Origin of the sequence: Streptomyces sp. SID13726 (genome assembly GCF_010548375.1) — a bacterium.
Taxonomy (GTDB): domain Bacteria; phylum Actinomycetota; class Actinomycetes; order Streptomycetales; family Streptomycetaceae; genus Streptomyces.
The window spans coordinates 734,739-747,166 of record NZ_JAAGLY010000001.1 but is presented as its reverse complement, the minus strand read 5'-3'; the positions used below and the strand labels follow the sequence as shown (position 1 = coordinate 747,166).

General features: G+C 71.5%; 13 protein-coding genes and 1 pseudogene. 4 read left to right on the top strand and 10 right to left on the bottom strand.

What is annotated here, in order from left to right:
• Window positions 1-18: 18 nt before the first annotated feature.
• Complete coding sequence (locus G3I78_RS03075; RefSeq protein ID WP_164421148.1) at window positions 19-384, bottom strand: metalloregulator ArsR/SmtB family transcription factor; 366 nt, start codon at window positions 382-384, stop codon at window positions 19-21.
• Between the two features lie 273 nt (window positions 385-657).
• On the opposite strand from G3I78_RS03075, the gene G3I78_RS03070 reads away from it, so the two are divergent.
• On the top strand, window positions 658-924 hold the full coding sequence (locus G3I78_RS03070) for a GlsB/YeaQ/YmgE family stress response membrane protein (protein ID WP_164421147.1): 267 nt from the start codon (window positions 658-660) through the stop codon (window positions 922-924).
• A gap of 38 nt (window positions 925-962) precedes the next feature.
• Here the strand turns inward: G3I78_RS03070 and G3I78_RS03065 are convergent, their stop codons facing one another.
• Both G3I78_RS03065 and G3I78_RS03060 read right to left on the bottom strand, forming a co-directional pair.
• A complete protein-coding gene (locus G3I78_RS03065) occupies window positions 963-1,532 on the bottom strand; it encodes a hypothetical protein (RefSeq protein WP_164421146.1) in 570 nt (189 codons plus the stop codon).
• A 25-nt stretch (window positions 1,533-1,557) separates the two neighbouring features.
• A complete protein-coding gene (locus G3I78_RS03060) occupies window positions 1,558-2,133 on the bottom strand; it encodes a TerD family protein (protein ID WP_164421145.1) in 576 nt (191 codons plus the stop codon).
• A gap of 175 nt (window positions 2,134-2,308) precedes the next feature.
• Between G3I78_RS03060 and G3I78_RS03055 the strand changes: the two genes are divergently transcribed.
• Entirely contained in the window at window positions 2,309-2,572 is a 264-nt protein-coding gene (locus tag G3I78_RS03055) for a GlsB/YeaQ/YmgE family stress response membrane protein (protein ID WP_164421144.1), read from the top strand.
• 54 nt (window positions 2,573-2,626) lie between these two features.
• Here G3I78_RS03055 and G3I78_RS03050 read toward each other — a convergent pair whose 3' ends face one another.
• Complete coding sequence (locus tag G3I78_RS03050) at window positions 2,627-3,541, bottom strand: squalene/phytoene synthase family protein (protein ID WP_164421143.1); 915 nt, start codon at window positions 3,539-3,541, stop codon at window positions 2,627-2,629.
• Between the two features lie 209 nt (window positions 3,542-3,750).
• Between G3I78_RS03050 and G3I78_RS03045 the strand changes: the two genes are divergently transcribed.
• On the top strand, window positions 3,751-4,206 hold the full coding sequence (locus tag G3I78_RS03045; RefSeq protein ID WP_164421142.1) for a TerB family tellurite resistance protein: 456 nt from the start codon (window positions 3,751-3,753) through the stop codon (window positions 4,204-4,206).
• A gap of 275 nt (window positions 4,207-4,481) precedes the next feature.
• Here G3I78_RS03045 and G3I78_RS03040 read toward each other — a convergent pair whose 3' ends face one another.
• Complete coding sequence (locus G3I78_RS03040) at window positions 4,482-4,925, bottom strand: DUF664 domain-containing protein (RefSeq protein ID WP_164421141.1); 444 nt, start codon at window positions 4,923-4,925, stop codon at window positions 4,482-4,484.
• A 284-nt stretch (window positions 4,926-5,209) separates the two neighbouring features.
• Between G3I78_RS03040 and G3I78_RS03035 the strand changes: the two genes are divergently transcribed.
• Window positions 5,210-6,856 (top strand): allantoin permease, encoded by a 1,647-nt coding sequence (locus tag G3I78_RS03035; RefSeq protein WP_164421140.1) that lies wholly within the window; start codon window positions 5,210-5,212, stop codon window positions 6,854-6,856.
• A 5-nt stretch (window positions 6,857-6,861) separates the two neighbouring features.
• On the opposite strand, the gene G3I78_RS03030 is transcribed toward G3I78_RS03035, so the two are convergent.
• From G3I78_RS03030 to G3I78_RS03010, 5 genes and pseudogenes are all read right to left on the bottom strand, one after another.
• A complete protein-coding gene (locus G3I78_RS03030; RefSeq protein ID WP_164421139.1) occupies window positions 6,862-7,617 on the bottom strand; it encodes a TIM barrel protein in 756 nt (251 codons plus the stop codon).
• A pseudogene (locus G3I78_RS03025) lies at window positions 7,614-9,542 on the bottom strand (DUF2264 domain-containing protein). The gene G3I78_RS03030 and the pseudogene G3I78_RS03025 overlap by 4 nt, the downstream one beginning before the upstream one ends.
• Before the next feature lie 39 nt (window positions 9,543-9,581).
• Entirely contained in the window at window positions 9,582-10,562 is a 981-nt protein-coding gene (locus G3I78_RS03020) for a hydroxyacid dehydrogenase (protein ID WP_164421358.1), read from the bottom strand.
• A 56-nt stretch (window positions 10,563-10,618) separates the two neighbouring features.
• On the bottom strand, window positions 10,619-11,461 hold the full coding sequence (locus G3I78_RS03015) for a carbohydrate ABC transporter permease (RefSeq protein WP_164421138.1): 843 nt from the start codon (window positions 11,459-11,461) through the stop codon (window positions 10,619-10,621).
• Complete coding sequence (locus G3I78_RS03010) at window positions 11,458-12,426, bottom strand: sugar ABC transporter permease (protein ID WP_164421137.1); 969 nt, start codon at window positions 12,424-12,426, stop codon at window positions 11,458-11,460. The genes G3I78_RS03015 and G3I78_RS03010 overlap by 4 nt, the downstream gene beginning before the upstream one ends.
• Window positions 12,427-12,428 lie beyond the last annotated feature (2 nt).

The following is a 12,428-nucleotide window of genomic DNA, read 5'->3' as shown; positions in this document are numbered from 1 at the left end:
CCTTCTATCCCAGGGGCGTTAAGAGCGGCGTGAGCCGATGCTGTGCGGGCGGGGCACGGGGACCTCGCGGGTACGGGCGGTCAGCTGGCCGACCATCACGCGCACCACGGTCACGATGTCCGGGTCGTCGACGTAGTAGACCTGCCTGCGGCCCTCGCGGCGGGAGCGGACCAGTCCGGCCAGCTTGAGCTTGGCCAGGTGCTGGCTGACCGCGGGCAGCGCGCCGCCGACCCGGTCGGCGAGGTGGGTGACATCGCTCTCACCTTGGGAGAGGGCCCACATGAGGTGCAGCCGGGCCGAGGAGGCGAGCAGTCCGAACGCGGCGGCCGCCTCCGTCAGCACCTCCGCGGACGGGTCCTCGAAGCCGCCGGCGAATGTCGCCACGATCCCCTCCTGTCCCGCCCCGGTCACTGTCGACACACATGTGCTGTCTCAGTGTAGGGGTCCGCGGGGCCGGGTCCTGCGACCATGCCGGCAGTTCATCGATTGCGCAATGTAATAAGTGTGTGAAAGAACGTCGACGACTCGCCACCAGTCACCGGCAGGGCTCGCCCCCGCCTCAACTCGCTCCCTAGGCTTGCGCAATCAGGCAATTCACGGAGTCGGCGCGCCGGGTGAACCCGCCCGTCCCGACCCGACCGACTGGAGGACAACGACGTGGGCATCATCGGCTGGATCATCCTCGGCCTGCTCGCCGGAGCCATCGCCAAGGTCCTGCTGCCCGGCCGCGACCCGGGCGGCCTCATCGGCACCACCCTCATCGGCGTCGCGGGCGCCTTCGTCGGCGGCTGGCTCTCGGCACGCTTCCTCGACCGCCCGGTGGAGAGCCACTTCTTCGACCTCTACACCTGGGGCGCGGCGATCGGCGGCTCCCTGGTGCTGCTGATCGGGTACCGGCTGCTGTTCGGCAACTCCCGCAACTAGACGGGCGGACGTACCGGGCCTGCGGGCCCGTACGTCGCCTACAGCCCCGCGGAGTCCGGGAGTTGGCCGCGCAGATACGGCAGCACGCCCCGCTCCAGGAGGGCCCGGCGCCACCGCTCGCGAGCCCGGGCCACCGAGCGCTCCCCGCGCTGCCCCAGGGCGGTGCGCAGCAGGACCCAGACGCTGAGGCCACCGGTGACGGCCGCGACGGAGGCGAGGGTCCAACCGGCCGTGATCACCGGGCCGCCGAACTCCACGGCGGGGGCGGTGAGCCGCAGGACATAGCCGAGGAGCAGCAGGACGGTCGCCGCGACCGCTGCCACCAGGGGCGCGAGGACCACCACCAGGAGCCACCCGGTGGCCTCGGTGGCCCCCGACCCCGGTCGGCCCACGGCCCGCTCGGCGGCCAGGTAGGCGCGGTACTCGTCCCCGGCGGCGGCCGCGATCTCCTCGGCCGCCGACCGCGCACGCATCCGCAGCCGCCCCTCGGCGCTCCCGGTGGGGTCCGCGCGGAGCGCCGAGCGGATACCGCTGTCGTCGAGGGCCAGTTGGAGCACGCCCTCGAAGTCCGCCCGGTCCTGCGGACGGAGCCCGGACACGCCGATCACACGACCCCCCTCACCGCCGCCGCGCTCAGACGTGGACACCGAAGTCGGACGCGATACCGGCCAGGCCGGAGGCGTAACCCTGGCCGACCGCACGGAACTTCCACTCCGCGCCGCTGCGGTACAGCTCGCCGAAGACCATCGCGGTCTCGCTGGAGGCGTCCTCGGAGAGGTCGTAGCGGGCGAGTTCGGCGCCGCCCGCCTGGTTCACCACGCGGATGAACGCGTTGCGCACCTGCCCGAAGCTCTGTCCGCGCGCCTCGGCATCGTGGATCGACACCGGGAAGACGATCCGCTCGACCTCGGCGGGCACGGCGGCGAGGTTCACCTTGACGCTCTCGTCGTCGCCGTCGCCCTCACCGGTGAGGTTGTCGCCGGTGTGCTCGACCGAACCGTCGGGGCTGGTGAGGTTGTTGTAGAAGACGAAGTGCCGATCCGAGACGACCTTGCCCGAGGCGTCCAGGAGCAGCGCGGAGGCGTCGAGGTCGAAGTCGGCGCCGGTGGTGGTGCGCACGTCCCAGCCCAGCCCCACGATGACGGCGGTCAGGCCCGGCGCCTCCTTGCTCAGCGAGACATTGCCGCCCTTGGCCAGCGAAACACCCATGCTGCATCCCTCCACACGATCGGTACGGGCCCGCGCCACGGACCCCATCTGAAATCTACAACACTGTAGAAGTGACCGGCGGGCCGCTGGGCGTGAACCGGTGGCCAAAGCTGTGGACTGTGTCCCGCTCCGGCGGGCACTCGTGCGTCACCAACTACGGATGGGGTGGCACCGCATGGAGATCTCAGGCGTGATCAGCGCGATTGTCATCGGCATCGTGATCGGCGTCCTCGGCCGGCTGGTGGTGCCCGGGCGCCAGCGCATCGGCATCCTGTGGACGATCCTGATCGGCATCGTCGCCGCCTTCATCGGCACGGGCATCGCGGCGGGTCTCGACGTCGCGGACACCAAGGGCGTCGACTGGGTCGAGTGGCTGATCCAGATCGCCGTGGCCGCGGTCGGAGTGGCGGCGGTCAGCAAGGTGAAGGTGCGGCACTGACCGACAAAAGCGTGACGTGGGCCGTCCGGCGAGGGAGTCGCCGGACGGCCCACGTCACGACCGGCCGCCGTCCCGGAGCCGACGCCGCTCGCGGAACAGGACGGCGAGCGGGACGCGCACGCCGTAGCCGACCGTGCGGCGGGTGACGGCGGTACCGGTGGTCTCGACCCGGGACAGCTGGTGCTCGGCCAGGTCGAGGAGGGCGCGCTGCAAGGGCCGGAAGCCGGGCACGGTGGAGTCCACCAGGGCCCGTGAGTCGGTCAGCGACTTCCTGGTTCTACGACAGCTCAGCGCGACCAACTCCCTTACGGCCGCGGTGTCCTGGCCCCCTTCCAGGTCGGCGCGGGTGACTCCGGAGCGGTCCAGGTCCTCCTGCGGGAGGTAGAGGCGGCCCTCGCCGAGGTCTTCGGTGAGGTCGGTGAGGAAGTCGAGGCGTTGCAGGCCCTCGGCGAACGAACGGCAGCGGGCGCGGAACTCCTCGTCGCCGCCGCCCTCGTACTGAAGGTCCTCGATCAGCATGAGGGCGGGCAGGGCGAGGTTGTCGACGTAGCGCTGGAAGTCGGCCTCGGTGGCGTGCCCGGCGAAGTGCAGTTCCTCGGTGGTGGCCTTGAGGTAGGTGTGCACCCAGTGGTGCGGCAGCCGCCGTGCGGTCGCGGTGTGCAGGAAGGCCCGCAGCACCGGGTCGTCGGCGTGCCCGGACTCCAGCCCCGCGGTGACCTGTTCGGACCAGGCGTGCCAGCGGGGCAGGCGCTCGTCGAGGGGGCCCTGGTCGGCGAGGTCGTCGGTGCGGGCGAGGAAGGCGTAGGCGGCGACCACGTGCGGGTGCAGCTCCGGGGCCACGAGCAGCCGTACGGCCGCGTAGTGGGCGAGGATTCTGCGGGCGAAGACCCGGGCGGCGGTCGTGTAGTCCGCGCGCAGGGCACGGTCCCGGACACCGGCCGCGCTCAGCCTGCGATCCCAACTCGGCACGTCGTACCGCCCTTTCCTGTCGTCACGACCGACCCTAGCCGCCGGCGCGCCGGTCACCGGCGGGTAGACACGAGCGGGCGCGGGCGGACCCGGGCGGTGATCGTGGGAACTTGTGCGGCCGTCCGTTAGTTTCTACATTGCTGTAGAGATTGAGGGACCGGGGCCGCCACGAGGTGCGTCCCGGCCTCGACCGACCGTATGGAGTGCTCATGGCCCTGTGGGACCGCATCAAGGAGTCCGCGTCGACGATGCAGACCCAGCTGGTGGCGACGAAGAACGACCTGAAGAGCGGCGCGTTCCGGGACGCGAGCATGGCGATGTGCGCCCTGGTCGCGGCGGCCGACGGCACCATCGATCCGTCGGAGCGGCAGCGCGTGGCCCAACTCATCGCCACCAACGAGGTGTTGCAGAACTTCGCCGCCGACGACCTGCGCCGCCGCTTCGAGGCGAACCTCGACAAGCTCACCGCCGACTTCGACTTCGGCAAGGTCAGCGTGCTCCAGGAGATCGCCAAGGCGAAGAAGAAGCCCGCCGAGGCGCGTGCCGTGGTCCAGATCGGCATCGTCATCGGCGGCGCGGACGGCGACTTCGACAAGACCGAGCAGGCCGTGGTCCGGGAGGCGTGCTTCGCGCTGGGGCTCGCGCCGCACGAGTTCGACCTCTGACCGACCTGTGGTGCGGGCGCCCTCGGCCGTGGCCGTACTTCCGGCTGGGGCGCCTCTCCCCCGGGCCGGGCTCAGGCCACGCGCAGGAACCGGCGAGGATGCTGTCGATGAGCCTGGCGACCGCGCTCTCGCCGACCACGAGCAGGTCGGTGATCCCGGCGTTGGACGGGCCGCCCGTCATCGGCTCGGCCGACGCGTCCCATGGTTCCCGGTGAGGGCCGGACATGGCGCGCCGGTGTCGTCGAGGGTGCCGGCCTCCCGTCGGCGCAGGGGCCCTACTGCCCCACCCTGCCGTCGACGCACTCCCTCAACAGGTCGGCGTGACCGCAGTGCCGGGCGTACTCCTCGACCCGGTGCACCATCAGCTCCCGGACCGAGGCCCCGCCCTCGCCCAGCCGCTCGGCCGGGTCGGGGTGCCGGGCCAGCAGGGCGTCGGTCGCGGACTGCTCGCCGTACAGCTTCGGCAGCGGGTCGGAGCCGCTGATCCAGTTGAGCCAGTCCCGCTCGGACTCGGCGAGATGGCGCAGGAGGCCGAGCAGGGACATCGTCGACGGGGGGACGGACCTGCGGGCGAGCTGCTCCGGGTCCAGGCCCTCGCACTTCATGCGCAGGGTCAGACGGAAGTTGGTGAGGACGTCCTGGAGGGTGGCCAACTCCCCTTCGGGGCTGGGTCCATCGAGGTTGCGGGGCGCGCGCCGCCAAACGGATTTCGCCCGCACCGCCGAGCCACGCTCCGTTCCGCCACGCTCCGTCCAGCCACGCTCCGTTCCGCCCCGCTCGCTCCCCGCGCTCCCCGCGTGAGCTTCCGGAAACACCGCGTTCACTACGGCCCGACTCCTCGGTAACAACCCCTTTCTAACGTGGCGGGCCGTGGGATCGCAGTCGTATACAGGGCCGCCGGGCAGCTGACGACGACCCGGCGACCGCCTCCGGCCGACGACGCCCGGCGGGGTTCCCACGCGTCCCCCCACCATCCGCTCCGAGCCCCACCGGGAGGCGTGACATGAGCACAACCGAGTCACGGTCGGCAACGGCAGACCCGACGAAGTCCGCCGACCAGGCGGCCCAGGAGACCCTGGAGGACTACACCCTCCGTTTCGCGCCCCGCACCTACCGCCGCTGGACCCCGATGGTCGTGGCCACCACGGCCCTCGGTGGCATCGCCTACATGGCCGACTTCTCCATCGGCGCCGGCATCGGCCTGGCGCACGGCACCGGCAACGCGCTCGTGGCGATCGCCGTGGCCGCCGTGGTCATCTTCGTCACCGGCTTCCCGCTCGCCTACTACGGCGCCCGCTACAACATCGACCTCGACCTGATCACCCGCGGCTCCGGCTTCGGCTACTACGGCTCGGTGCTCACCAGCGTCATCTTCGCCAGTTTCACCTTCATCTTCTTCGCCCTCGAAGGCTCGATCATGGCCCAGGGCCTCAAGCTCGGCCTCGGACTCCCGCTCTGGCTGGGCTACTTGGTCTCCACGCTCATGGTGATCCCGCTCGTCATCTACGGCATGAAGGCGCTGAGCAAGCTCCAGGTGTGGACGACCCCGATCTGGCTGCTGCTGATGGTCGGCCCGCTGGTCTACCTGATCTCCACCGACCCGGGCACGGTCGACCGCTTCCTCGCCTACGCGGGCACCGACGGCGAAGGCGGGGTCAACACCGCCTCGGTGCTGCTGGGCGCCGGTGTGTGTCTCTCGCTCATCGCGCAGATCGGCGAACAGATCGACTACCTGCGCTTCATGCCGCCCAAGACCGAGGCGAACAAGCGCAGTTGGTGGACCGCCGTCATCATGGCCGGACCCGGCTGGGTCGTCCTCGGCGCGCTCAAGCAGGCCATCGGTGTCTTCCTCGCCGTGTACATCCTCGCCAAGGTCGGCCCGGACGTCGCGCCCGAACCGATCCAGCAGTTCAAGGGCGCCTTCGACGCGATGATGCCGTCCTGGCTGGTGCTCCCGCTGGCCGTGGTCCTCGTCGTGATCAGCCAGATCAAGATCAACGTGACCAACGCCTACTCCGGCTCGCTCGCCTGGACCAACTCCTTCACCCGCATCACCAAGCACTACCCCGGCCGCATGGTCTTCGTCCTGGTCAACCTCGGCTTCGCGCTCGCCCTGATGGAGGCCGACATGTTCAGCTTCCTCAACGACATCCTCGGCTTCTACTCGAACTGCGCCATCGCCTGGGTCGTCACCGTCGCCACCGACATCGGCATCAACAAGTACCTGCTCAAACTCTCCCCGCACGCCCCCGAGTTCCGCCGCGGCATGCTCTACGCCGTCAACCCCGTCGGCGTGGTCGCCTTCGTCGCCGCCTCCGGCCTGTCCATCGCGATGTACTTCCACGCCCTGGGCGACACCCTCCAGCCGTACTCCCCCGTCGCCGCGGCCGTCATCGCCTTCGTCCTCACCCCGCTGATGGCGATCGTCACGAAGGGCAAGTACTACCTGCGCCGCACCGACGACGGCATCGACGAGCCGATGCTGGACGCCGACGGCAACCCGAGCGCGGTCACCTACGACTGCCACGTCTGCCACCAGCCCTACGAGCGCCCCGACCTGGCCGCCTGCGCCACGCACGACGCGGTGGTCTGCTCGCTGTGCCTGAGCACCGACAAGGTGGGCGACCACGTGCTGCCCGCCACCGTCTGACGGTCTCAGACCGCACCCGCGAGTGCCCGGAGCGTCCGGGCCTCGCGGGTCAGTACTCTCTCGTCGTTCTCCGGGACGAACTCCAGCAGCACGTCGAGGTCCCGGTCCCGGAGCCGCCCAAGGGCCGCCCGCCACAGGCCGGTTCGGGCATCGAGGGGCAGCCGGGTCGTCCCGGGCCACCAGGAGAAGGCGTGCACGGCGGCCACCCGGTCGCCCAGCAGGTCGAGACCGGCGAGAGCCTCCGCGTCCGCCAGGTCCAACGGCGGTTGCCAGTACGTCCGTACGGCGGCCCGGTCGACCTCGTCGAGCAGCCGCAGGGTGTGTTCGGCGCCGTCGGTGAGGGTGTTGCGGTGGAACTCGTAGGCGAGCTCGATGCCCGCCTCGGCCGCCGCCCTCGCCGTCCGCCGGGTGTCGTCGACGATCGCCGCACGCCGCTCCGGACTCGTCGCCTCCGTGCCCGTCGCGCCCGCCCAGATCCGGATGCGGGGTGCGCCCAGCCGGACGGCCGACCTGAGCACCGGTTTGAACTCCGCCGGATCGCTGTGCCCCGCGCGGTAGTACGACCCGTACGAGGCGACCGCCAGCCCCGCGGCGGCCGTGTCGTCCCGGACCCGGGCCGCGGTGTCCGTGTCGCCGGCCGGGACATGGACGTCGGCTCCCCACTCCACGCAGTCGAGACCGGCGTCCGCCGCCGCCCTCAGCACGTCCGGCACGTCCAGGTGGCGCAGGGTGACCGAACACAGGCCCATGCGCGGGGTCATGACGGCTCCTCGGACACGGTCGGAGCGCCGTCGCCGAGTCGTACGACGGTACGGCCGCCGTCGGCCCAGCGCGCGACGACGGTGAGGTCGGCGACCTCGGCGGTGACCTGGCCGGCGAGCGGGGGCGGGTCGGGTTCGGAGGTGAGGGAGGCCAGCGCCACGAACACGGTGCCAGGCGGGAACTCCCGCACTGCTCCGGTGAGTTCGGGGACGAGGGCCCAGGGGCCGTAGGCGGTGCCCTCGGGGGCGCGGCGGACCCGGTCGGCCGACCAGCCGTGCAGGCCCAGGAGTTGGCCGGTCACCTCCGGGCCGTCGAGGCGGATCTCGTCGCCGGTGTCGTCGGGCTGTGCCTCAGGGGGCAGGGCGACCGCCCAGCCGGAGTGATGGACCGGCGTTCCCGGCGGCACGCCCACCGTCCGGTGCACACGGAGTTCGAACCGGCCGCGGGCCAGCGTGAGGCTCTCGACGCGGGCCGAGGGCAGGACGGGGCCGCCGTCGGGGAAGACCGGGTGATGCCAGGAGGCGAGCCAGTTCGGGCCCGCCGCGAGGGGGTTGACGCGGAGGCGGGCGCTGCGGGTGCCCCGGGACTCCAACGCGATGTGGTTGTCCGGGGTGTTGGCGGCGCTCGTCGGGCCGGTGCGGGTGGAGTAGGCGAGGCGGGCGTAGAGCGGGTTGCCGAGGGTCTCGCGCGCCGGCTCACGGGGGTCCGGCTTGAAGCTGCCGTGGTTGTGGAGCCGTACGAGACCGTCCCGGGCGGTGGTCTGGACGAGCAGTCCGGGTGCGGACAGGGCGAGGACCCGGTCGGGGCCCTCGGCGGGCGCGCGCTCCTCGGTGGCCGTCCACACCGGGTGTTCGGGCGGAAGGAGCAGGGCGAGGAATGCCTTGGACGCCCAGTACGGGGAGCCGGGGCCGGAGTAGCGCTGGAGGGTCGCCGCGTGGGGGCCGTACCAGCCGAGGGTGAGGAGGCCGTCGGGAGTGAGGGCGCCCCGGTCGAGGAAGTGGCGCAGGGCTCCGCTGAGGAGGCGGCGGGTGGTGCCGGGGGTGAGCGGGGTGTGGCCGGTGAGGGCGCCGAGGGCCACGGCGGCGGTCGCGGCGAAACGGTAGGTCAGGGAACGGCCGTGGTGGATCGGGGCGCCGTTCGCGTCGAAGAGCAGGGAGAAGCCGTCGAGGAACTCCCGCAGTCGCGGGCCCAGTTGATCGGAGAGTGCCCGGTCCTCGGCGAGGTGGGCGTGGAGCAGCGGGTAGAGATGCAGGGCCTAGCCGTTGTAGTGGTCGAAGGCGCGGCCGTCGCCGTCGGAGTACCAGCCCTGGCCCTGGTACCAGCCCTCCAGCAGCCCGAGGCCCCGCTCGATCGCCCGCCGGGTGTCGGTGTCGCCGCGTCCGACCGACTCCAGGAAGCCCGCGACCGTCAGCGGGAAGAGGTACCAGTTGTTGGGCGCGGGCGTGTGGGTGAGCGCGCCGCGCAGCCAGTGCTCGACGCGGTCCTGGTCGGCGCCGGGGAGGGTGTCCCAGGTCCAGGGCGTGGTGAGGCGGAGCGCGAGGGCGACCGACGCGGACTCGACCATGGGCTGGCCCTGGATGCCGTGGTGGCCGATCTCCGGCCAGGACTCGGTGTCGTCGCGGCCGGGGGTGCGGGTGCCCCGGGCGAGCCCCGCGGTGTAGCGCTCCAGGTAGCCGCGCGGGTCCTTGCCGGAGGCGCCCGCCGTGCGCAGGGCGGCGAGCAGGAAGGTGCGGGCGTAGCCTTCGAGGCCGTCGGAGCGGACTCCGGACCTGGAGGGCGGGCCGGGGAGGTCGAGGAGGGCGTGGCCCGGGGTGGCGTACCGGAGGGCCGCGTCGAGGAGTTGGTCGGCCGCGGCCTCCCAGTGGGCTCGTGTGCAGCCGGTGTACGGGCTCAGGGTGCGGTCTTCGGGCGGCAGTCGGAGCATGGCCGGGCCACGCCTCCTCTTCTTCGCAGGGCTCCCGCGTCAGGCGAGGCGGGCCAGGCGTTCGGGGCGGACGGGGTGGGCGAAGGGACGGCCCAGCGTGTACGACTCCACCTCGGCCAGGGCCAGTTCGGCGAGGCGGCGCAGCTCACCGCCCTTGGAGCCGGCGATGTGCGGGGTGAGCAGGACGTTCGGGCAGTCGTAAAGCGGCGAGTCGGCGGGCAGGACGTCCGGTTCGGTGACGTCCAGGACGGCGTGGAGGCGGCCCGGGACGACTTCGTCGACGAGGGCGTTCTGGTCGACGACGGCTCCGCGTGCGGTGTTGATCAGGGTGGCGCCGGTGCCCATCCGGGCCAGGTACTCGCGGCTGACCAGTCCGCGGGTCTCCGGCAGTAAGGGGGTGTGCACGCTGACGACGTCACCCCGGGTGAACAGCTCGGGCAGCGGGACGAGTTCGGCTCCGAGGTCGTGTGCCTCGGCGGCGGTGACGTAGGGGTCGTGGAGCAGGACCGTCAGGTCGTGGGGGCGCAGCAGCTCGATGACGCGGCGGCCGATGACGGAGGCGCTGAGGATGCCCACCGTGCGGTGGTAGTTGCCGTCGTCGGCGAGCCGGTCGTTCCAGTCCAGGCGGCGGCGCTCGGCGCGGTAGACGCGGGCGGTCTCCAGGACCCGTTTGCCGGCGAGGAGGATCATCGCGAGGGTGTACTCGGCGACCGGTACGGCGTTGGCCGCGGCGGCGGAGGAGACCAGCAGGCCGCGGTCCCAGCAGGCGGGCGTGATGTGGTGGCGTACCGTGCCCGCGGTGTGCACGACCGCCCGCAACCGGGGTGCGGCGGCCAGGACTTCGGCGTCGACGGGCGGGCAGCCCCAGCCGGTGACGAGCAACTCGGCGTCCGCGAGGGCACGGTGGGCTTCCCGGGTGGTGAAGTCGTCGAGGACGAGGTCCGGTTCGAGGTCGGTGAGGGCCGCGAGTCTGCGCCGTACGTCGGTGTCGAGGACCTGGCGTGCGGTCCGGTGCGCCATGGCGAGGACGGTGCGCGGGCGGCGGCGGATCTGCGTCAACCGGGGCTCCTTGCTGGTCACTTGACGCTCCCGGCGGTCAGTCCGGACTTCCAGTACCGCTGGAGCGTCACGAACGCGACGATCAGCGGGACGACGGCGAGCAGGGAGCCGATGACGACGAGCGGGTAGTACTCGGGTGAGACGGTGGCGGAGCTGTTCCAGGTGTAGAGGCCGAGGCTGAGCGGATACAGGTGCTCGTCGGAGAGCATCACCATCGGCAGGAAGAAGTTGTTCCAGATCGCGGTCAGCTGGAAGAGGAAGACGGTGACGAAGCCGGGTCCGAGCATGCGCAGGCTGACCCGGACGTAGGTCTGCAGCTCCCCCGCGCCGTCGACCCGGGACGCCTCCAGCACCTCGTTGGGCACATAGCCGTTGCTGAGCAGGCGGGCCAGGTAGACGCCGAAGGGGTTGAAGAGGACGGGGACGAACACCGCCCAGAAGGTGTTGACCAGGCCGATGCCGGAGGCCACCAGGTAGAGCGGCAGGGCGAGGACGGTCGGCGGGACCATGACTCCGGCGAGGACGAGGCCGAACAGCTTCTCCTTGTGCGGGAAGGCGTACTTGTCGAAGGCGTACCCCGCGGCGACGCTGATCAGCGAGCCGACGAGGGCGCCGCCGACGGCGTAGAGGAGGCTGTTGAGGTACCAGCGGTCGTAGACGCCGTCCTCCATGGAGAACAGGTCGCGCAGGTTCTGCCCGAGCGAGAAGTCGCCGAGGGAGAGGATGTCGCTGCCGAAGAGCGCGTCGGAGTTCTTGGTGGACGCGAGCAGCAGCCACAGGCCGGGCAGCAGGGTGTAGAGGGCCGCGATCAGGACGACGGCGTTGGCGACGCTGCGGCTGGTGAGTCGGCTGGTGGTCATCGGGGGCTGCGCTCCTTGCGGCCGGTCCAGCGGGTCACCGCGTACGACAGGGCGCAGGTGACGAGGAGGAGGATCACGGAAGCGGCGGACGCCAGGCCGTAGTTGTTGCGGCGGAAGGCGGCGTCGTAGATGTACATGTTGGGCGTGTAGCGGGAGTTGACCATCGGGGTGGCCTGGTTCATCAGGGTGGGTTCGGTGAACAGCTGGAGCGCGCCGATCAGGGCGAACACGCAGACCATCACGACGGTGCCGCGGATGATGGGGACCTTGACGAGCAGCGCGGTGCGCATCCCGCCCGCGCCGTCGATGCGGGCGGCCTCGATCACCTCGCGGGGCAGGGCCTGGAGGGCGGCGTAGAAGATGACCATGTTGTAGCCGAGGCCGCTCCACAGGGCGATGTTGACGATGGCGGGCAGCACGGTGTGCAGGCCGAGGAAGTCGATGTGGATGTCCGCCGCGCCGAACGCCCTGATGACGGGGCTGAGTCCGGGTGTGTAGAGGTACAGCCAGATGACGGCGGCGATGATGCCGGGCACGGCGTGCGGCAGGTAGAGCATCATCTGCGCGGTGCGCCGCAGCCGGACCAGGCCGGAGTCCAGGAGCAGGGCGAGGGCGAGCGCGCCGACGACGACCGCCGGGACGAAGATCAGGCAGTAGAGGGCGATCACGCCGAAGCCGGAGCGGAAGCTCGGGTCGCCGAGGACCGCGAGGTAGCTGCGCAGGCCGGTGAAGACGGTGGTGCCGCCGCCGAAGCCGAGGCCCTCGTGGTCCTGGGAGAAGAGGCTGAGGTAGATCGCGTAGCCGACCGGGATGAGGAAGACGGCGACGAGCAGGGCCGTGAAGGGGGCCAGGAGCGTGGCGCAGGCGAGGAGTTGCTGACGGCGGCCGGCGCGGCGGGGGCGGGGCTCGCTCGGGGCGGGCGGTTTGGTCCCCGTGCGTTCGCCGGGGGTAAGGACTGTGCTCACGG